The 19,962-nt window shown below is 69.8% G+C and carries 15 protein-coding genes; 9 read left to right on the forward strand and 6 right to left on the reverse strand.

Going from position 1 to position 19,962, the window contains the following annotated elements:
* Positions 1–41 precede the first annotated feature (41 nt).
* A complete protein-coding gene (locus tag AC156L_RS09465; RefSeq protein ID WP_330877155.1) occupies positions 42–791 on the reverse strand; it encodes a VOC family protein in 750 nt (249 codons plus the stop codon).
* Between the two features lie 103 nt (positions 792–894).
* Positions 895–1,839, reverse strand: coding sequence for a ribose-phosphate diphosphokinase (locus AC156L_RS09470; protein ID WP_330877156.1), 945 nt, complete (start codon positions 1,837–1,839; stop codon positions 895–897).
* A gap of 87 nt (positions 1,840–1,926) precedes the next feature.
* Between AC156L_RS09470 and AC156L_RS09475 the strand changes: the two genes are divergently transcribed.
* Positions 1,927–2,820: a LysR family transcriptional regulator gene (locus tag AC156L_RS09475; RefSeq protein ID WP_330877157.1), complete on the forward strand. Its 894-nt coding sequence runs from the start codon at positions 1,927–1,929 to the stop codon at positions 2,818–2,820.
* On the opposite strand, the gene AC156L_RS09480 is transcribed toward AC156L_RS09475, so the two are convergent.
* Entirely contained in the window at positions 2,810–4,030 is a 1,221-nt protein-coding gene (locus AC156L_RS09480; protein WP_330877158.1) for an MFS transporter, read from the reverse strand. The genes AC156L_RS09475 and AC156L_RS09480 overlap by 11 nt on opposite strands.
* Before the next feature lie 225 nt (positions 4,031–4,255).
* On the opposite strand from AC156L_RS09480, the gene AC156L_RS09485 reads away from it, so the two are divergent.
* Both AC156L_RS09485 and AC156L_RS09490 read left to right on the forward strand, forming a co-directional pair.
* Positions 4,256–4,702, forward strand: a complete 447-nt coding sequence (locus tag AC156L_RS09485) for a MarR family winged helix-turn-helix transcriptional regulator (RefSeq protein WP_330877159.1) — start codon at positions 4,256–4,258, stop codon at positions 4,700–4,702.
* 674 nt (positions 4,703–5,376) lie between these two features.
* Positions 5,377–6,510 (forward strand): alkaline phosphatase family protein, encoded by a 1,134-nt coding sequence (locus AC156L_RS09490; RefSeq protein WP_330877160.1) that lies wholly within the window; start codon positions 5,377–5,379, stop codon positions 6,508–6,510.
* Here AC156L_RS09490 and AC156L_RS09495 read toward each other — a convergent pair.
* Positions 6,507–7,487 (reverse strand): asparaginase, encoded by a 981-nt coding sequence (locus AC156L_RS09495; protein WP_330877161.1) that lies wholly within the window; start codon positions 7,485–7,487, stop codon positions 6,507–6,509. The genes AC156L_RS09490 and AC156L_RS09495 overlap by 4 nt on opposite strands.
* 427 nt (positions 7,488–7,914) lie before the next feature.
* Complete coding sequence (locus tag AC156L_RS09500; RefSeq protein ID WP_330877162.1) at positions 7,915–8,706, reverse strand: TetR/AcrR family transcriptional regulator; 792 nt, start codon at positions 8,704–8,706, stop codon at positions 7,915–7,917.
* Between the two features lie 164 nt (positions 8,707–8,870).
* Between AC156L_RS09500 and AC156L_RS09505 the strand changes: the two genes are divergently transcribed.
* Positions 8,871–11,144 carry an excinuclease ABC subunit UvrA gene (locus AC156L_RS09505; RefSeq protein ID WP_330877163.1) on the forward strand — a complete coding sequence of 758 codons (2,274 nt, stop codon included), beginning with the start codon at positions 8,871–8,873 and terminating at the stop codon, positions 11,142–11,144.
* A gap of 16 nt (positions 11,145–11,160) precedes the next feature.
* The gene (locus tag AC156L_RS09510; protein WP_330877164.1) at positions 11,161–12,018 is read left to right on the forward strand and encodes a siderophore-interacting protein; all 858 of its coding nucleotides are present in this window, start codon (positions 11,161–11,163) and stop codon (positions 12,016–12,018) included.
* 313 nt (positions 12,019–12,331) lie between these two features.
* Here AC156L_RS09510 and AC156L_RS09515 read toward each other — a convergent pair whose 3' ends face one another.
* Entirely contained in the window at positions 12,332–12,937 is a 606-nt protein-coding gene (locus AC156L_RS09515; RefSeq protein WP_330877165.1) for a YigZ family protein, read from the reverse strand.
* A gap of 1,750 nt (positions 12,938–14,687) precedes the next feature.
* Here AC156L_RS09515 and AC156L_RS09520 point away from each other — a divergent pair.
* The 4 genes from AC156L_RS09520 to AC156L_RS09535 are packed head-to-tail and all read left to right on the forward strand — an operon-like array spanning position 14,688 to position 19,929.
* On the forward strand, positions 14,688–15,557 hold the full coding sequence (locus AC156L_RS09520; RefSeq protein ID WP_330880070.1) for an ABC transporter permease: 870 nt from the start codon (positions 14,688–14,690) through the stop codon (positions 15,555–15,557).
* The gene (locus tag AC156L_RS09525; protein WP_330880068.1) at positions 15,557–16,552 is read left to right on the forward strand and encodes an ABC transporter permease; all 996 of its coding nucleotides are present in this window, start codon (positions 15,557–15,559) and stop codon (positions 16,550–16,552) included. The genes AC156L_RS09520 and AC156L_RS09525 overlap by 1 nt, the downstream gene beginning before the upstream one ends.
* Before the next feature lie 51 nt (positions 16,553–16,603).
* Positions 16,604–18,244 (forward strand): ABC transporter substrate-binding protein, encoded by a 1,641-nt coding sequence (locus AC156L_RS09530; RefSeq protein ID WP_484406754.1) that lies wholly within the window; start codon positions 16,604–16,606, stop codon positions 18,242–18,244.
* Positions 18,241–19,929, forward strand: coding sequence for an ABC transporter ATP-binding protein (locus AC156L_RS09535; RefSeq protein WP_330880064.1), 1,689 nt, complete (start codon positions 18,241–18,243; stop codon positions 19,927–19,929). Before AC156L_RS09530 ends, AC156L_RS09535 begins: the two co-directional genes overlap by 4 nt.
* The last annotated feature ends 33 nt before the right edge of the window (positions 19,930–19,962 follow it).

The raw sequence follows: 19,962 nt of genomic DNA on the forward strand, positions 1-19,962 counted from the left end.
GCCGCGCCCACCGTGAGGAGGACGCGGCTGAGGCGGGACCGTCAGTTCGAGATCACCGCGAAGACCGTGCCCTGGTCGTCGCTGACCAGCGCGGACCGCCCGTAGGGGCTGTCCGAGGGCGGCAGGATCACGTGGCCGCCGAGTTCCGCGACCTTCGCCACGGCCGCGTCCGCGTCGGCGACCGAGAAGTACGTGACCCACGAGGAGGGCGCTTCGGCGAACGCCCCGCCGATCCCCGCGACGGCCTCGCCGCCGAGCGACGCGGCCGAGTACTGGAAGTCACCGGAGCTGAGGTCGTCGTAGGCGTAGCCGAACACCTGGGCGTAGAACTTCTTGTTGCCCTCGAAGTCGTGGCTCGTGTTCTCGCTCCACGCGATCGCGCCGGGCTCGTTCACGAGCTGCGCGCCGGTGTGCTCGCCCGCCTGCCACAGGCCGAACACGGCGCCCTGCGGGTCGAGGGCGATGGCCATGCGGCCCTGGCCGAGGACGTCCGAGGGCTGCACGAGGATCTTGCCGCCTGCCGACTCGACCTTCGCCGCGGTGGCGTCGACGTCGTCGGTGGCCAGGTAGGTGGTCCACGACGGCGGCTGCGACGTGTCCTGCTGGACGCCGAGGCCCGCGACCTTGCGGCCACCGAGCTTCGCGGACCAGTAACCCATCTCGGCGGGTTCGAGCTGCTCGGCTTCCCAGCCGAACAGACCCGAGTAGAACGCTGTGGCCTTGTCGACGTCGGCGCCGAGGTCGGCCCAGGCAGGTGTGCCCGCGGGCCATGCCGTGTCGCGAGTGACCATTTCTAGCCTCCGGGGAGTAGCGGAGTGGGGGCTCCGAAGCTAGCGGCGGGTCCCGCGCGTTGTCGTCCGGTGGAGCCGGAAGCAGGGGTGGTGGCGCGGAAAGTTAGGGGGCCTCGAACAGGGTGCTGACCGACTCCCCGTTGTGGATCCGGCGCATCGCCTCGGCGAGCGGGCGGGCGACGGACAGCACCTTCAGCTTGGGCACGTGCTTCTCCTTCGCGATCGGCACCGTGTTCGTGCAGACGATCTCCAGCACGTCCGGCGCCGCGCCGAGCCGCTCCAGCGCGCCGTCGGAGAACAGCCCGTGCGTGCACGCGATCCGCATCGTGCCGCTCTCCCGCTCCCGCAACCGCTCCAGCAGCTCCACGACGGTGCTGCCCTTGGCGATCTCGTCGTCCAGGACGATCACGTCCTTGCCCCGCACCTGGCCGATCACCGCGCTGATGTGCACCTTGTCGTCGGCGAACCGCTGCTTCGCGCCGGCCGCGACGGGCACGCCGAGGATGCGCGCGAAGTGCGCCGCCTCCTTGGCGTTGCCGAGGTCGGGGGAGACCACGACGGTGTTGCTCAGGTCGTACTGCTTGAAGTGCGCGGCCAGTTCGCGCAGCGCGTGCAGGTGGTCGACGGGGATGCTGAAGAAGCCGTGCACCTGCGGCGAGTGCAGGGTCATCGCGAGCACGCGGCTCGCGCCCGCCGTGACCAGCAGGTCCGCGACCAGGCGGGCGCCGATGGAGATGCGCGGCGCGTCCTTCTTGTCGGACCGGGCGTAGGCGTAGTGGGGCATGACGACGGTGGTGCGGGCCGCGGACGCGCCGCGGGCGGCGTCGAGCATCAGCAGCAGCTCGACGAGGTTCTCCTGGACGGGCGGCACGAGCGGCTGGATGAGGAACACGTCCCGTTCCCGGCAGTTCGCCTGGAGCTGGACCTCGATGCAATCGTTGGCGAACCGCTGGACCCTGGTGGGAAGCAGGGGCGTGCCGAGGTGGGTGCAGATCTCGGCCGCGAGCTCGGGATGGGCAGTGCCGGTGAAAACCGCGATGTCACGCACCCTTCGAGCCTAATCGCGCCGACGGCTCCGATCGGGTGTTCCCGCGCCGCTTCGGCGGGTGATGTTCGTCGGTGTGATACTCCGCCGATGGAGTTGCGCCACCTCGAGTACTTCGTCGCGGTCGCCGAGGAGCTGAGCTTCACCCGCGCGTCGCACAGGCTGCGGGTCGTGCAGTCCGGGGTGTCGACGGTGATCCGCGCGCTGGAGCGCGAGCTGGGCGCGCCGCTGTTCGACCGGTCCACCAGGGAGGTGGCGCTGACCGACGCGGGCAGGGCGCTGCTGCGCGAGGCGCGGACCACCCTGGACGCGGCGCAGGCCGCCCGCGACGCCGTGCAGGAGGTGGTGGCGGGCGTCCGGGGCACGATCAACCTCGGCACCATGACCGGTCTGACGCTGGTCGACCTGCCCGGTCTGCTCGGCCGCTACCACGTGGAGCACCCCGGGGTGACGATCCGGCTGCGCGCCGCCACCAGCGGCACGAGCGGCCTCGTGACGTCGCTTGTGGACGGTGAGCTGGACGTGGCGTTCCTGGCGCTCAACGACTCCCCGCCCGCCGGTGTGACGGCGCGGGGACTCGTCGTCACGTCCGTGGTCCTGCTGGTGCGCGACGACCACCCGCTGGCGGGCCGCGCGAGCGTGCGCCTGACCGACCTCGCGAACCAGGAGTTCGTCGACACACCGCCGGGGTGGGGCAACCGCGTCCTGGTCGACCGGGCGTTCGCCGCGGCGCGGGTCGAACGGCGGGTCACCGTCGAGGTGGCGCACCTGAACGCCGTGCCGGACTACGTCCACGCCGGACTGGGCATCGCGCTGGTGCCGGACTTCGACCTGGTGCTCGCCGACGACGTGCACCAGGTCGCCGTGTCCGGAGTGGACCTGCGCTGGACGCTGTCCCTCGCGACCTCCTCGACCCGGCGGCCGAGCGCCGCCCTGCGCGCGCTGCTGGCCATGGTGGACCAGTACGTGCGGCCTAGCCCCTGAGCAGCCTGCGTCCCGCCGTCGCCGACACCACCAGCACGGCCGCCGAGAACCCGAGCACCGCGTACGGCGCGGCGACGTACTGGGCGGCGATGCCGAGCAGCAGCACGGGCACCGCCAGCCCGAGGTAACCGGCGAGGAACAGCCCCGCCAGCGCCTCCCCGCGCGAGGTGGGCGAGCTGAGCGCCGCGACCGTCGAGACCGCCCCCTTGAACAGCACGCCCATGCCCGCGCCCGCCGCCGCCCCGCCCACCAGGAACAGCGGCAGGCTCGACGCGAACAGCGCCGCGGTCACGACGGCGAGCCCTGCGCTCATCGTGGTGGTGCCGACGGCGAGCTGGTGGCGCGTGCCCTTGCGGCGGAACAGGATCTGCGTCGACGCCGCCGAACCGAACACCAGGAACGCCACCGCGCCCGCCAGCGCGCGCGACGGCATGTGCAGCGTGTTCGCGACGAAAGCCGGGGCCAGCGAGGTGAACAGGCCCAGGGTGGCGAACGAGGCCCCCGCCGCGGCGCCCGCGGCGAAGTAGTGCGCCCTGGCCAGTTCCGGCACCGACACCCGCTGCGGGTGGTACGACCGCGACTCGACCGCGACCGTCTCCGGCACGAACGCGACGACGGCCGCGCTCACCACCAGCAGCACCAGGAACACCGCGTACGACGTCGTCAGCGGCCCCGTGACGTACTGCGCCAGGACACCGGAGACCAACGTGCCGAACCCGAGCCCGCCGAGGTTCGCCGCCGTGGCGACGAGTTCCGCCCTGCCCAGCCCCGCGTGCGGCCGGTCGTCAGCGTGCAGCTCGGACAGGTAGGCCGTGGCGGTCGCCGTGATCATGCCGACCCCGACACCGGTCACCAGCCGCGCCGCGAACAGTTCTGCCACCGTCGTCGCGACCAGGAACACCACCGCCGCCCCCGCCAGCAGCAGCAACGCGGGCACGAGCACCGTCCGCCGCCCGACCCAGTCGCTGACGTGACCGGCCAGGAACAGGCTCAGCACCACACCCACCGCGTACGCGGCGAACAGCACCGTCACGACGAACGACGAGAAGTGGTCGCGCTGCTGGTAGAGCACGTAGAGCGGCGTGGGCACCGTGGAGAACGCCATCGCGACCAGGAACGAGGACGCGACAACCCAGAACCCGTGGCCCGCACCGAGCAGCGGTCGGTGCGGTGCCGTGGGGCGGGTGAGCACCGTGGCCGAGTCGGTCATGACGTGCGCCTCCTGTCGAGCGTCGGTCGGTCTCCGTCGAGCGTGCGCCGCCCCTCTGATCACGTCCAACGACATCTGATGCTGCCATTCATCTCAATCCGGGATAAATGCATGTCAGATGCCCTGCAATCGCACGACGTATGGGCGCGATCACAGCCTCTCCCTGCCCTCCGGGCGGCGTCGGAAACAAACTGACCGATCGGTCCACTGGGATATGGTTGGACCGTGGTGAACGACGACCCGCTGGACAATCCCCTGCTCACGACCTTCGGACATCTGATCGAGGTGTCGGGCAGGCTCCAGCGTTCGCTCGGTCAGGTGCTCGACGAGCGGTCCGAGTTGCCGATCGGGTGGTTCGAGGTGCTGCTCCGCCTGTCCCGCTCCGAGGACGGTCAACTCGCGATGGGCGTGCTGGCGGACCAGATCGTCCTGACGACCGGCGGCGTGACCCGCTTGGTGGACCGCATGGAGAAGGCGGGCTACGTGGAACGCCGCCCGTGCCCCGACGACAGGCGGGTCCTGTACGCGGGCATCACCGACGCGGGCTCGGCCAAGCTCCACGAGGCCGCAGGCGTACACGTGGAAGGCCTGCGCCAGGCGTTCGACGTCTTCTCCGCCAAGGAGTTGACCGCGTTCGACCGCCTCCTGGCCAAACTGAGGACCGCCACCTAACCCACAGTGCTGCCCCACTGGACGTTGGTAGCTGGTCAACACCCAGGACAGCTGACGACTCAGGAAGCAGACACCCGCCGTCTCGCCGCCCTTCCCTTCAAGTAACCCCGCACGAGGAACCCTCAGGGGAAGAGTGCCTCGCAAAGGACGCTTCGACGCACAAGAGCTGGTCTGATGGCCAGACGAGAACGACTGACACCGAGTGGATCGTCCCTGTTCATCTGACCAAGCCAGCCCCTGCCACCCTGGCCAGCCCCTGCCACCCTGGCCAGCCCCTGCCACCCTGGCCAGCCCCGCCACTCAACCTCACCTCCACCCGCTTCCACTCCTGCCCACCGCAACCCTGGGTGCTACGGCCCGTGGCTACCCCGCTGCCACAACCCGTGACCCCATCACTGCCGCTGTGCCGTTGCCAGTGGCCTCCCGGCTACCGCTGTGCCGTCACTCATAACCCCATGGCTACCGCTGCGCCGTCGCCCGTGACCCCATGACCATCCCCTGTGTGGTCGCCGTAGCCGCACCGCCACCCCAGTCCCGCCACCCCAGTCCCGCCACCCGTCTCCCGTCTCCCGTCTCCCGTCTCCCGTCTCCCAAGGCTCACGGCTACCGGGTGTGCCCCCGCCACCCCAATCCCCGCTGGTGCCCGACCGATCGCGCGCCTAGGGTCGCCGAACATGGAGATCCCCAGGTACGGATCGGGTGCGCTCTCTGACGTGGTGCCCTCGCTGCTGGCAGGCCTGGACGTGCCCGGCACGGTCGACGTGCTCGGCGTGCCCGGTGCTCGACGCGTCTGCCTGCTGCTCATCGACGGACTCGGCTGGGAACTGCTCCGCGCCCACGCCGACGCGGCCCCGTTCCTGTCCTCACTGCCGGGGAAACCGATCACCGCCGGATTCCCGTCCAGCACGGCCACGAGCATCGCCGCACTGGGCACCGGCCTCCCCACCGGCGAACACGGCATCGTCGGCTACAGCTTCGAAACAGGCTCCGTGCTGCTCAACTCGTTGGGCTGGAACCACCACGGCACCTCCGACCACGCGGACCTCCGACGCACCGCCGTGCCCGAGGAAGTCCAACCGCACCCGACCACGTTCGACCGCGCGGCAGCGGCGGGCGTGACCGTCCGCGCCGTCGCGCCATACCAGCAGGAAGGCAGCGGCCTGTCCCGCGCGGTCCTGCGCGGAGCCCTGTTCCACGGCGTCTACGCACTGGGCGACCTGGCGAGCGCCGCCCTGGACGCGCTCGGCTCCGCCGACCGGGTCTTCTGCTACGCCTACCACGCCGACCTGGACGCGCTGGGCCACCTCTACGGCCCGGACAGCGAACCGTGGCGGTTCCAGTTGTCCTACATCGACCACGTCGCCGCCTCGATCGCCGCACGCCTCCCCACCGACGCCGTGCTGACCGTCGTGGCCGACCACGGCATGGTCGAACTCAGCGAGGACAACCGGATCGACTTCGACACCGAACCGACCCTCCAGGCAGGCGTCCGCCTCCTGGGCGGCGAGCCACGAGTCCGCCACGTCTACACCGAACCCGGCGCCACCGACGACGTCCTCGCCGCGTGGCGAGAGGTGCTCGGTGACCGCGCCTGGCTGCTGCGTCGCGACGAAGCCATCGCTCTAGGCCTGTTCGGCCCCTCGGTAGCGGTCCACGCGTACACCCGAATCGGCAACCTGGTCGTGGCCGCACGCGACACCACCGCGATCGTCCGAACCTCTGTCGAATCCAGGCTCTCCTCCTTCATCGGCCAGCACGGCTCACTGACCTCCGCGGAGCAGTTGGTCCCTCTCCTCTTCGCCTCCTAACGACCTGCCTCCCTGAACGCCTCTCGAATCGCGGCATCATCGGCTCCCGCACCGAGGAGTTGGCGCAACAGCAACCGCGCCTTCAACGGATCCAGGAACCCGGCCGACACCAGCCCGCGCTCCCGCAGGTCCTTCTCCGACCCGCTGAACCCGTAGGTGTGCTCCAACACCGATCCGGCACCCGTTCGCGAAGCGAGCACCACCGGTATCCGCGCCACCAGTCGCACCAACGGCTCCACCCAGCTCACCGGCACGTGCCCGGCACCGAACGCCGCCACCACAACCCCGTCAACCCGCTCCTCCACTCCCTCCAACAGCACCCCTTCATCACCGAGCATCGCCGTCACCACCGCCACCGTCGCCGACCTGGCCTCGGCGAACGGCACCGGCGCCCGCCGCTCGACCCGTTGCAGCATTCGCGCGGCACCTTCGACGACGTACCCCAGCGGCCCACCGTTGGGCGACCGGAACGTGCCGGGACTCGAACTGTGCGTCTTCCGCACCCGCCGCGCCGCGTGGATCTCGTCGGCGAACACCACCAGACACCCCTGTCCCCGCGCCTCCTCACCAGCCGCCACCTGGATGGCCGCCAACAGGTTCGCCGGCCCATCCGCTCCGGCCAACGTCGGATTCCGCATCGCTCCGGTCACCACGATCGGCATGTCCCCGTCGTAGGCGAGATCCAGCAGGTACGACGTCTCCTCGATCGTGTCCGTCCCCTGCGTCACCACGACTCCGTCGACATCCACCCCCCGAATCGCCTCGTACAGCGCCGCGACGTCCTCGAACGTCACCGAAGCCCCGGGTACCTGCCGAAAATCCACCACCTCCAACGACACGTCGACGTCACCCAGTCCAGGCACCGCCGCCAACAGTTGCTCAGGCGACAACGCGGGCACCGCCCCGCCACCACGAGACGCCACCATGGCGATCGTGCCGCCCAACCCGAACACCGCCACACGCTTGCCAACCGCCACCGCGAGTCCTCTCCACGCCCGATGATCAGGTCATGGTTACCTGATTCCTGCTCATCAGGCACGGCGGGTCGTCGAGCGGCGAGTTGTGCGGCAACCGTGCAGGCAAGCCGCGATCACCGGATCATCTGGATTGCCGGACCTCCTCGTCGTGCCGGACCGTGCCGTGCCGTGCCGTGCCGTGCCGTGCCGGACCGGACCGGACCGTGCCGTGCCGTGCCGGGCTTGCTTGGTGCCCTGGGCTTCGCCGGCCGGATCGAGTCGTGCTGGAGCTGGAGCTGGCGTGATTGTCTGCTGAGAGGCAGGTCGTACCAGTTCCGCGTTATCTCAGCCCCGTGGGTGTGCCGACCAAGACCGGTGTGTCCGACCCCCGCTTGGGCCAAGGCGGATCGACCCGGCCAACGGTCGCTCCGTCCAGGCTCCGCACCGCTCACCCGGCCTTCGCCTTCTCGATCGTCGCCTCGATCCCGTCCAGGATCACCTCCAATCCCGTCGCGAACGACTCGGCCATCGCCGACTCCAGGTACGGCTTCTTCGGGTCGTCCGGCGGCGCGGGCTTGTCCTGCTCCATCTTGATCGCCATCGGGAACCGGGCCGCGAAGTCCGGCGCCACCTCCACCAGCAGCGGTGACCGCGAATGCCACCAGTCCTCGTCGGACACCCCCGTCTCCTCGGCCGCGGACCGCGCCTCCGCCTCGGTTCGCGCCGCGCCGCGGACGAAGTGCAGCACCACGCCCAGAATCCCCCGCAGCACAGGCGGTCTCAGGCCCGTCTCGTGCAGGATCCCCGACGCTGTCTCGAGCGTGGCGAACTCGTTGGGCCCCAGCACCGGTCTGGCCTGGGACACCTGAAGCGTCCACGGATGGCGCAGGTGGAACTCCAGGTGGTCCTCTGCCCACGACGTGACGGACCCGCGCCACCCCCGCTCCGACCTGTAGCCCGTGGGCAGTTCGCCCAGCACCTTGTCGTACATCAGGTCGACCAGGTCGCCCTTCGTGGGGACGTACGTGTAGAGGGCCATGGCCGTCCGCCCGAGCCGTTCGCCGACCGCTCTCATCGACAGCCCGGACATGCCGTCGACGTCCGCCACGCCGATGGCCGTGTCGATGATCAGGTCGACGCTCAGTCCCGGCTTGGGCCCCGGCCGCTGGCTCGACACCCTGTTGCCCCACATCACGTCCATGGACCAACGGGGATCGCCCTGCCCGGCGTAGACGACCATTTGCATCTCCTTACGCCATAAAGTATCGTCGCGATCACCTTACAGCATAAAGAGACTCTGGGGGAGTACGTGGAGTGTCGCCCGATAGACGTAAGCAAGCATCACGGCAGGTCCGAGGGCATCCTTGGCCGCATGTGCACCGCCATGTCGCTCAGGAGCGCCCGATGACCGCCGGGCAGCGGTCCGCCGCGGACAGCCACGACGTGATCGAGGTCCGAGGTGCCAGGGAGAACAACCTGGCCGACGTCTCGCTCGACATACCCAAGCGCCGACTGACGGTGTTCACCGGTGTGTCCGGGTCGGGCAAGTCCTCGCTCGTGTTCGGCACGATCGCCGCCGAGTCGCAGCGCCTGATCAACGAGACGTACACGGCGTTCATCCAGTCGTTCATGCCGAGCCAGGGCAGGCCGGACGTGGACGCGCTGCGCAACCTCAGCGCCGCGATCATCGTCGACCAGGAGCGGATGGGGTCGAACTCCCGTTCCACGGTCGGCACGGCGACCGACGCCCAGACGATGCTCCGGATCGTCTTCAGCCGCCTCGGTGAACCGCACGTCGGCACGTCGTCGGTGTTCGGCTTCAACAACCCCGAGGGCATGTGCCTGGTGTGCGAGGGTCTCGGTCGCGTGTCGGCGATCGACGTCGACCAGATCGTGAACCGCGAGCTGTCCCTCAACGAGGGCGCGATCACCGTCCCGGGTTTCACCACGGACGCCTGGTACGTGCAGACCTACGTCCACTCCGGCTTCTTCGACCCCGACACCAAGCTGAAGGACTTCACCCCGGCGGAGTGGGACGACCTCCTGCACAAGCCGACCACCAAGGTGAAGATCGGCACGACCAACGTCACCTACGAGGGTCTCGTGGTGAAGGTGCAGCGGCTGTACCTCTCGAAGGACCGCGAGTCGATGCAGCCGCACATCCGGGCCTTCGTCGACCGGGCCGTCACCTTCGACCGCTGCGCCGCCTGCGAGGGCACGAGGCTCAACCCGGCCGCGCTGTCGTCGAAGATCGGTGGGCGCAACATCGCCGAATGCGCGTCCATGCAGATCAGCGACCTGGCCGAGTTCGTCAGCAAGATCGACGACCCGTCCGTGGGGCCGTTGCTGGCGACTCTGCGCGGCACCCTCGACTCCCTGGTCGAGATCGGGCTCGGCTACCTGAGCCTGGACCGCGAGTCGGCGACGCTCTCCGGCGGTGAGGCTCAGCGGGTGAAGATGGTGCGGCACCTGGGTTCCAGCCTGACCGACGTCACGTACGTCTTCGACGAGCCGACGGTCGGCCTGCACCCGCACGACATCCAGCGGATGAACAACCTGCTGCTCCTCCTGCGCGACAAGGGCAACACCGTGCTCGTCGTCGAGCACAAGCCCGAGGTCATCGAGATCGCCGACCACGTCGTCGACCTCGGTCCCGGCGCGGGCCCGTCCGGCGGTCGGATCTGCTTCACGGGCGACGTGGCATCGCTGCGCACGTCCGGCACGTTGACCGGCAGACACCTGGACCACCGCGCCCAGCTCCGGGAGAAGGTGCGGGAACCGCGCGGCTACCTGGAGATCAGGGGCGCCGCCACGCACAACCTGAAGAACGTCGACGTCAACATCCCGCTCGGCGTTCTGACCGTGGTCACCGGTGTGGCGGGGTCCGGCAAGAGTTCGCTGATCCACGGCTCCCTGCCGCGCCGTGACGGGGTGGCCGTCGTGGACCAGTCGCCGATCCGCGGTTCCCGCCGGAGCAACCCGGCGACCTACACCGGCCTTCTGGACCCGATCCGGACCGCTTTCGCCAAGGCCAACGGTGTGAAGGCCGCCCTGTTCAGCGCGAACTCCGAGGGTGCCTGCCCCCACTGCAAGGGCATCGGCTTGGTCTACACCGACCTGGCGATGATGGCGGGTGTCGCGTCGGTGTGCGAGCAGTGCGAGGGCAAGCGCTTCACTCCCAAGGTGCTCATGTACACGTTGCGTGGCAAGAACATCAGCGAAGTACTGGCCATGCCCGTCACCGAAGCCCGCGACTTCTTCACCTCCGGCCAGGCCAGAGCCATCCTCGATCGCCTGTCGGACGTGGGCCTCGGCTACCTGGGTCTCGGCCAACCGCTCACCACCCTGTCCGGTGGCGAACGGCAACGCGTCAAACTCGCCATCCAGATGGCCGAGAAGGCCACGACCTACGTGCTGGACGAGCCGACGAGCGGCCTCCACCTGGCCGACGTCGACCAACTCCTGGCACTGCTGGACCGCCTGGTGGACGACGGCAACACGGTCATCTGCATCGAACACCACCAGGCCGTCATGGCCCACGCCGACTGGATCATCGACCTCGGCCCCGGCGCGGGCCAGGACGGTGGGCAGATCGTCTTCACCGGCACCCCCAACGAACTGGTGGAGTCCGGCGACTCCCTGACCGCCCGCCACCTCCGCACCTACGTCGGGGCCTGACCCGAGAAGGAATCCCGTGCACCAGCAACCGATCCGTGAGATAGAGGTCGTCGCCACCCGACGCATCACGCCGCGCATGGCGCGAATCACCTTCGGCGGTGACGAGCTGGCCGACTACACGTCGGTGGAACTCGACCAGCAGGTCAAGCTCTACTTCCCCAGACCAGGGCAGCCACGTCCGGTCCTGCCTTCGCCCGATACCGACTTCATGAGCTGGTACCAGGCGTACAGCGCCATTCCGGAGTCGGAAAGACCGTGGATGCGCAGCTACACGATCCGTGCCCACCACGCGGAGAGCGCCACGATCGACATCGACTTCGTCCTGCACGAGCACGCTGGTCCGGCAACCCGGTGGGCTGAAACCGCACAGCCGGGTGCTGTTCTCAGCATGTTCGGCCCATCCGCCGCGTTCGCGAGACCCACCTCGCTCGCCACGTCCATCGCGGGAGCCGACTGGCTCCTGCTGGTCGGGGACGCGACCGCCCTACCCGCGATCGGGTCGATCCTCGACGGTGTTGCCGCGAACACCCCCGCGGTGGTCTACCTCGAAGTAGCGGACGAGGGCGAACACCAAGCCTTGTCCGGTAGCGCCGCCGTGCACTGGCTGCATCGTGACACCAGCACGGCACCTCCTGGTGCTTTGCTGGTGGAGGCCCTCACGTCCGCGACCCTGCCACCGGGTGCGCCCTTCGCGTGGTTGGCAGGTGAGGCTGGGGCGGTCCGGACGCTCCGGCGTCACCTGATCAGCGATCGAGGGCTGCCGAAGGCGTCGATCGACTTCACCGGTCACTGGCGTCAGTCCCTGTCCCAGGACGACGCGCCCACCAAGGAGGACATCGAGGAGGCCAATGAACGTCTAGCCGCTGCTCAGTAGTACTGGGCTTCTCCGAAGGTCGGTGAGCGGACGTCCGGGTTCGGCACGTGGCCAGGCAGGATCGTTGGATCCGCGGGCCTGGGTGGCCGACTGCTGATGAGGGCGTGCTCACCTGGCTGAACCTTCTGGTGCACCGGAAGGTGGTCGGGTGAGACGGCATGCCGAGGTGTGCGGGTGGAGTGCGGTCGAGTGGGTGCCACGGTTGGAGGGTGAAGGGCTGGCTGGACACAGGACGTGGTGATCGGTGAACGCTGTGGGTGTGGTGCGCTGGCCATCGGGCGATGTCGGAATGCCTGTGCGGCAACGGACGTGGCTAGACGTCCAGGTCGATCGGTGGGCCTGGTTCGGCGGTGGCGGCGCCTGCGGTGTGGGATGCCAGCCAATCGTGGAACGCTGTCGCGCCTGCCTCGGGGACTTGCACCGTGATCGTGGCGCGCCGGTCGTAGGCGACGCCTGCGACTCGATGGCCCGCGGCGTGCAGGGCGTTCTCCAGTCTGCCCGCGTCGGCGTGGTCGACGGCGATGGTGAACGTGGCGAACCTGGCGCGTTCGAGGGTGCCGATCGCGTCCACCGTTTCCGACACCGCTCGGCCGTAGGCGCGTACCAGGCCGCCCGCGCCGAGTTTGATGCCGCCGAAGTACCTGGTGACCACGGCGACCGTGTCGGTGAGGTCGCGTCGGACGAGGACTTCCAGCATCGGCACGCCCGCCGTACCGGCTGGTTCGCCGTCGTCGCTGGAACGCTGTGTTCCGTCCACGCGGAACGCGGAGCAGTTGTGGTTGGCGGACCAGTGTTCCTTGCGCACACCCGCGATGAACGCCGCCGCCTCGGCTTCATCGCCGACTCGGCCGACGCTGCACAGGAAGCGCGATCGTTGGATCTCGATCTCGTGGACGCCGTCACGCGCGATCACCCGCATCGCACCAGTATCGACCACTGCTGCTCCTGGGTAGTGCAAGCGGTGTGAAGCCGGGTCCTCAGGTGGGTGATGGTGGTCGTGTCGGCATGGGCGTGGCGGCCGGGTTCCGTGGCACCGCGTCCGGATCGGGTGTAGGTCATGCCGGGCCGCGAAGGTAGGCGGTCGAGACGCTGGGAGGTGGACAAGTCGGGAGATCGGGAGGGTGGAAAGTCGTCCGCAGCGGACCGCAAGGATCTCCTCGCGGCTGGCGGCTGGCGGCTGGCGGCTGGCGGCTGGGCCACGACTGTCGTGCGTCAGCGCGGGGACCGAGCTGTGGTGATGCCAGCAAAGTCACGGCGGCAAGTACGGCGGCGGTGGTCTCGGCGGGACCGTAGGTCGAGTGGCGCAGCCAGCCGAAGTAGACGAAGTCGATAGCGCCCAGCACCAGCAGGGCGAACGCGAGCACCAACCGGAAGAGCAGGCGCGGCCAGTGGTTCGCTGTCATGTCGGACGAGCCTGATCGCCGGGATCGATCACGGGATCGGCCGAAAGGCAGAGGCGTTCGAGCCTGCGGAGGGCGCTGAAGTCTGTTGTGGACTGCCAGCGCCGTGGCCTTGGTAGAGCGCACTTGCCACGCACAACGCCTGTCCGCGCGGCGGTGAGAGAGGGGCCGATGGTCCGGAGGGGCCGATCGTGAGGAGGGCTGGTAGTGGAGATAGGCCGGTAGTGGGGAAGGGGCAGCGGTAGGGAAGGGCTGGTGGTGGGGTGGCGGGTTGGAGGTGAGGGGGACCGACAGTGAAGGAAGGGCCGGTGGTGGGAAGAGTTGGCGGTAGCGGAGGGCCTGCGGTCGGGATGGGCTGGGGACTTGGGATGGGCGTGGGGGATGAGGGATGGGCCGGTGAAGAGGTGGGCCGGTGGAGAGATGAGTCGGTGAGAGGTGGTCCGGTGAAGGAGTGGTCCGGTGGCGGGATGAGCCGGTGAAGGGGTGGTCCGGTGGCGGGATGGGTCGGTAGTGGAAATGAGCCTGTAGTGGAGACGGGTTGGTGGTGAGGGAGAACTGGCCTTGAGAGAGGACGGTCATGGGTGAAAGCTGGTGGTGGGGAGGGATCGCCGGAGAGGGAGGGGCGTGGCGAGGGAAGGAGATGGAGGGGGAAGGAGACGGTGGTGGAGGGCTGATGGTGGGGGAAGTGCTGGTGGGGGTGGCCTGGTGGTGGGGAAACGCTGGTGGTGAGGGTGTTGGTCGGCTGGCGGGGTGTTGTGCTCGACCTTGTCGACCTGCTGCTCGCCCTGGCCTCCGTGGTGCTGGGTCTGCTGAGCGGCGCCGTGAGGTCCTTCGCCACGGCCGTGTCCGTGGTGGGATCGGGGAGCCTGGGGTGCTGTGTGCCGTGGTTCGGTCGGGGCGCGTCTTGGTCGCACCGCCGTCGCCTGGTCCGCGCTGGTCGAGGTGGTCGGAGGTGTTCTCGGTCTCGTCATCGGCGTGCCGCACGCGGGTTGGGTGCCCTGGACCTCGGTGTGAACGCGCCGCCTGCCGCTCCGGTCCTCGCTGCTCGCGCTGCTCACCGATCTGGCGGAACCTGCTGCCCGGCCGGAGAAGGGGTGGTCGACCCGTCGCGGTCTCGCGGGTCCGGTGGGCGTCCCACATCGTGAGAGGGCGGCCTTGGTGCTGCGAACTTCCCTATCGTGACCGATCGTCCGCTCACGCACAGGCAGGTCAACGTTGTCAGAACACGTCGGGGCTCCGACCAGGTCGGTTGGCGCGGCCATCAGGGCCATGCTGCGCCGAGATCGATGGGCTCTCGCGGGGGCGATCACCATCGCTGTGCTCGGCCTCGCGGCCGTGGCCGCGGATCTGCTCACCGCGATCGAGGGCCAGGACCCGTACAGCTACCGGACCGAGGCGCTCGACCCGCAGACCGGTGGTCCCGCGGGTGCGCTCGGCGGTGTGAGCACCACGCACTGGTTCGGTGTTGAGCCGCTGACCGGGCGCGATCTGTTCGCGATCGTCGTGCACGGCGCCCGCACGTCGTTCCTGATCGGGCTGGCCGCCACCGCGGTGTCGGTGGTGCTCGGAGTGCTGGTGGGAGCGGGTGCCGGGTATCTCGGTGGGTGGGTCGACCGGGTCGTGACGTGGACCGCGGACGTGTTCCTCGGGTTCCCGTACCTGGTGTTCATGATCGCGTTGGGGGCGGTGGTGCCGAGCAGCGTGTCGCGGCCGCTGCTGCTGATCCTGGTGATCGGCTTCTTCGGCTGGCCGTCGGTGGCCCGGATCGTGCGGGCGCAGGTCCTGACGTTGAAGAAGCGGAACTTCGTGTCGGCCGCCCGCATCCTCGGCGCGAGCCCGTGGCAGGTGTTCCGGGCCGAGCTGCTGCCGAACCTGTGGGCGCCGATCATCGTGGTGGCGACGCTGTCGATCCCCGGCAAGATCGGGCTGGAGGCGGCGCTGTCGTTCCTCGGAGTCGGCATCCCGCCGCCCACACCGAGCTGGGGGCGGGCGATCAGCACGGCGGTCGAGTGGGTGGCGACCGACCCGATGTTCCTGTTCTTCCCCGGTGGCGCGCTGTTCCTGGCCACCTGGGCGTTCACCGTGTTCGGCGACGGCCTGCGCGACGCGCTCGACCCCAAGACGGACGTGCGACGCTGATGCGCACCCTCACGTTCGCCGCCACCCGGCTCGCGGGCACCCTGCTGGTGCTGCTGGTCGTCGTGTTCATCACCTACGTGGTCTTCTACCTCGTGCCGTCCGACCCGGCGCAGCTGTCGTGCGGCCGCCCGTGCACCGAGCAGAACCTGGCCCTGGCACGGGAGTTCATGGGTCTGGACGACCCGGCCTGGCGGCAGTTCCTCGACTTCCTCGGCGGCATCGTGACGGGCCGGACGTTCGGCGTCGGCGCGACCTCGATCCACTGCGCCGCGCCGTGCTTCGGCTACTCGTTCCAGCAGAACTCCGACGTCGTCGTGCTCATCTCCGAACGCCTGCCGGTCACGTTCTCGCTCGCCCTCGGCGCGGCGGTGCTGTGGCTGGTCGTGGGCGTCGGAGCGGGCGTGTTCTCCGCGCTGCGCCGCGGCACGGCGTGGGACCGGATCACCCTCGCAGGCTCGGTCGCCGGGGTGTCCGCGCCGGTGTACCTGGTGGGGCTGCTGGGGATCCTCGTCCTCGGGTTCACCCTCGACGTCGTCCCGGTCGGCGGGTACGTGCCGTTCGCCGAGAGCCCCGTGGACTGGGCGTGGCACCTCGTGCTGCCCTGGCTGGTGCTGGCGTTCTCCCACGCGGCGGTCTACCTGCGGCTGACCCGCTCGCAGATGCTGGAGACGCTGGGGGAGGACTACATCCGCACGGCCCGCGCCAACGGGCTGCGCGAGTCGACCGTGGTCGGCAAGCACGCGCTGCGCAACGTCCTGCTGCCGGTCGTCACGGTGTTCGGCATCGACCTCGGCTCCCTGCTCGGCGGCGCGGTGATCACCGAACGGGTGTTCAGCCTGCCGGGTCTGGGCGGTCTGCTGATCGACGCGGTGAACCAGCGCGACCTGCCGCTGCTGCTCGGCTGCACGCTGTTCGCCGCCTTCCTCATCGTCCTGGCGAACGTCCTGGTCGACCTCTGCTACGGCGCGCTCGACCCACGAGCCCGTCTCACCTGAAAACCCCTGCGGGAGAAGAGAATGTCGAAGCAAGTGCACAGGTTGGTCCCGGTGGTGGCGGCAGTGGCCCTGCTCGCCGCGTGCGGCGCCAACGACCCCAAGACGACCGGCGCGGACACCGCCAAGGCTGAGCAGGGCGGCACGCTGCGCATCCTCAACGAGGGGCAGACGGTCAACTACGACCCGGCCAAGAGCAGCAGCCTGCCGATCACCTCGCTGGGGTACGTGCACCGCAGGCTCACCGGCTGGCAGAACGCCGAGGGCGAGCAGGCGGAGGTCGTGCCGGACCTCGGCGACACGGGCAAGGCGTCCGACGGCGGCAAGACCTGGACGTTCACCCTCAAGGACGGGCTGAAGTTCAGCGACGGCACGCCCATCCGGTCCAAGGACGTCAAGTGGGGTGTCGAGCGCACCTACGCGCCCGCGTTCTCCGGCGGCCTCGGCTACCACAAGCAGCTCCTCGTCGGCGGCGCCGACTACCGGGGGCCGTTCGAGGGCAAGGGCCTCGACTCCATCGAGACCCCGGACGACAAGACCATCGTCTTCCGCCTGACCCGCCCGTACGGCGACTGGCCGTGGATCGCCAGCACCCCGGCGTTCGCGCCGGTGCCGGAGGGCAAGGGCGCCGAGCCCGACTACGGCGAGCACCCGGTCGCGTCCGGCCCCTACCAGATCGCCGAGTACCAGCGCGGCGTGAAGGTCCGGCTGACCCGCAACGCCAACTGGGACAAGGCGTCCGACCAGATCCGCGGCGGCCTGCCGGACGAGGTCCTGTTCCAGCTCGGCCAGGACGCGTCCGTCGTGTCGCAGCGGCTCATCGCCGACAGCGGCGAGGACAAGGAGGCGTTCGGCTCCTCGTTCGCCTCGCCCGCTCAGCTGGCCCGGTTGCAGGGCAACGCCTCCGCGAAGGAGCGGCTCGTCACGTCGAAGTCCGGCGCTCTGGCCTACCTCGCGCTCAACACGCAGAAGCTGACGAACCCCAAGGTGCGCCAGGCGTTCCAGTACGCCGTGGACAAGACCTCCTACCAGATCGCGTCGGCGGGCAGCGCCCAGCTCGCGGGTGATACCGCCACCACGCTGATCACGCAGGGCATCGCGGGCCGCGAGCAGTTCGACCTCTACCCGACGCAGCCCGCGGGCGACCCGGAGAAGGCCAAGCAGCTCCTCGCCGAGGGCGGGTTCCCCAACGGGCTGGAGAACCTGGACTTCGTGGTCTCCAAGAGCAACGACGCCCCCGCCAAGGCGCAGGCCATCCAGGCGGCGCTGGCGAAGGCGAACATCAAGGTGAACATCCGCGTGCTGGACACCGACGCCTACGAGGCCGAGACGAACCAGGCCAAGGACGCCGTCTACGACCTCACGCTCAGCTCGTGGCAGCCGGACTTCCCCAGCGCCAACGCCAACATCCAGCCCCTGTTCGCGTCCTCGGAGATCGGTGGCGGCGGGTACAACATCTCCCGCTACAGCAACCCCGACGTGGACAGGCTGATCGAGGCCGCGCAGAGCGAGGTCGACCCGGCCGCGGCGAGCAAGAAGTGGGCCGAGCTGGACAAGAAGATCCTCGGCGACTCGCCGGTCGTGCCGCTGATCTACACGCGCAACTCGTTCCTGCACGGCTCCAAGGTCGCGAACTTCTTCATCGCCGACTTCCCGTCCTACCCGAACTACCTCCAGGCCGGTATCTCGAAGTGACGTCGCCACTCCTGCGCCTGGAGGACGTCTCCGTGGCGTTCGACGCCCCCGCCGCCAGCGAGGTCAGCTACTCGCTGGCGGCGGGGGAGGTGCTCGCCGTCGTGGGCGAGTCGGGCTCCGGCAAGACGGTGACCGCGATGTCGCTGCTGGGCCTGCTGCCCGGCAGCGCGACGGTCACCGGCCGGGCCCTGCTCGCCGGGCGTGACCTGTTCACGCTGTCCGCGGGCGAGTTGCGAGCGGTGCGCGGCGGCGAGATCGGCATGGTGTTCCAGGAGCCCATGACCGCGCTCAACCCGGTGTTCCGGGTCGGCGACCAGCTCGACGAGGTGGTCCGCGCCCACGGCGGGCGCACCGCGGCGCAGGCGAAGCAGCGCACCGGCGAGCTGCTGTCGCTGGTGGGGCTGCCGTCGACGGCTCGGCGGAAGTACCCGCACGAGCTGTCCGGCGGCCAGTCGCAGCGCGTGGTGATCGCGATGGCCGTGGCCAACGAGCCGTCGCTGCTGATCGCCGACGAGCCGACGACCGCACTGGACGTGACCGTGCAGGCGGAGATCCTGGAGCTGCTGCGGGACCTGCGCGGCAGGCTCGACGCGGCGATCCTGCTGATCACGCACGACATGGGTGTGGTCGCGGACCTGGCGGACCGGGTCGTCGTGATGCACGACGGCCGGGTGGTCGAACAGGGGCCGGTGGCGGACGTCTTCGGCGCCCCCGAGCACGAGTACACGCGGTCGCTGCTGGCCGCCGTGGTGTCGTTGAGCACCCCGCCGCCCTCGGACCCGCCCGCCGCCGTCGAGGTCTCGCCCGGTGTCGTGGCACGGGGCGCGCACGTGGCCGTGACGTCGGGGGAACTGTCCACTCCGGACGAACCGGGCGACGACCCCGTGCTCGCGCTGACCGGCCTCTCCGTCACCTACGGCCGGTTCCGCGCGGTCGACGGCGTCGGGCTGCACGTCGGCCGGGGTGAGGTCCTCGGCCTGGTCGGGGAGTCCGGCTCAGGCAAGAGCAGCATCGCGGGCGCGGTCACGGGGCTCGTCGGGGCCAGCGGCGGGGTGATCAGCCTCGCGGGCCAGGACCTCGCACGGCTGCGCGGCCGGGCGCTGAAGCAGGCGCGCGGCCGGATCGGGATGGTGTTCCAGGACCCCGCGTCGTCGCTGAACCCGCGCGCCACCATCGCCCGCAGCATCGCGTCCCCGTTGCTGCTGCACGGTTCCCTGCGCGGCGACGCCCTCGCGCGGCGGGTCGACGAGCTGCTGGACGCCGTGCGGCTCTCGCCGTCGCTGCGCGAGCGGTACCCGCACGAGCTGTCCGGTGGGCAGCGGCAGCGGGTCGGCATCGCACGGGCCATCGCGCTGGACCCGGAACTGCTGATCGCCGACGAGCCGACCAGCGCGCTCGACGTGTCCGTCCAGGCCCGAGTGCTCGACCTGTTCCGGTCGCTCCAGGCCGAGCTGCGGTTCGCGTGCCTGTTCATCAGCCACGACCTCGCCGTGGTCGAGCGGCTGGCCGACCGGGTCGCCGTGCTCTACCGGGGCCGGGTCGTGGAGACCGGGCCCGCGCACGACGTGCTGACCGAGCCGCTGCACCCGTACACGCGGAGGCTGCTCGCGGCGGCACCGGTCGCGGACCCCGTCCGCCAGCGCGAACGCCGGGAAGCCTGGCTGGCGCTCGGGCACTCGGAGTAATGGCCTGCGTCACCTGGTCGTGTAGTCGGTGGA

The sequence above is a fragment of the Umezawaea sp. genome (assembly GCF_057122925.1).

Coding starts and splice junctions, on each gene's coding strand:
- AC156L_RS09465 (WP_330877155.1), bottom strand. CDS start 791: ATGGTCACTCGCGACACGGCATGGCCCGCGGGCACACCTGCCTGGGCC.
- AC156L_RS09475 (WP_330877157.1), top strand. CDS start 1,927: ATGGAGTTGCGCCACCTCGAGTACTTCGTCGCGGTCGCCGAGGAGCTG.
- AC156L_RS09490 (WP_330877160.1), top strand. CDS start 5,377: ATGGAGATCCCCAGGTACGGATCGGGTGCGCTCTCTGACGTGGTGCCC.
- AC156L_RS09505 (WP_330877163.1), top strand. CDS start 8,871: ATGACCGCCGGGCAGCGGTCCGCCGCGGACAGCCACGACGTGATCGAG.
- AC156L_RS09515 (WP_330877165.1), bottom strand. CDS start 12,937: ATGCGGGTGATCGCGCGTGACGGCGTCCACGAGATCGAGATCCAACGA.
- AC156L_RS09525 (WP_330880068.1), top strand. CDS start 15,557: ATGCGCACCCTCACGTTCGCCGCCACCCGGCTCGCGGGCACCCTGCTG.
- AC156L_RS09500 (WP_330877162.1), bottom strand. CDS start 8,706: ATGGTCGTCTACGCCGGGCAGGGCGATCCCCGTTGGTCCATGGACGTG.
- AC156L_RS09480 (WP_330877158.1), bottom strand. CDS start 4,030: ATGACCGACTCGGCCACGGTGCTCACCCGCCCCACGGCACCGCACCGA.
- AC156L_RS09520 (WP_330880070.1), top strand. CDS start 14,688: ATGCTGCGCCGAGATCGATGGGCTCTCGCGGGGGCGATCACCATCGCT.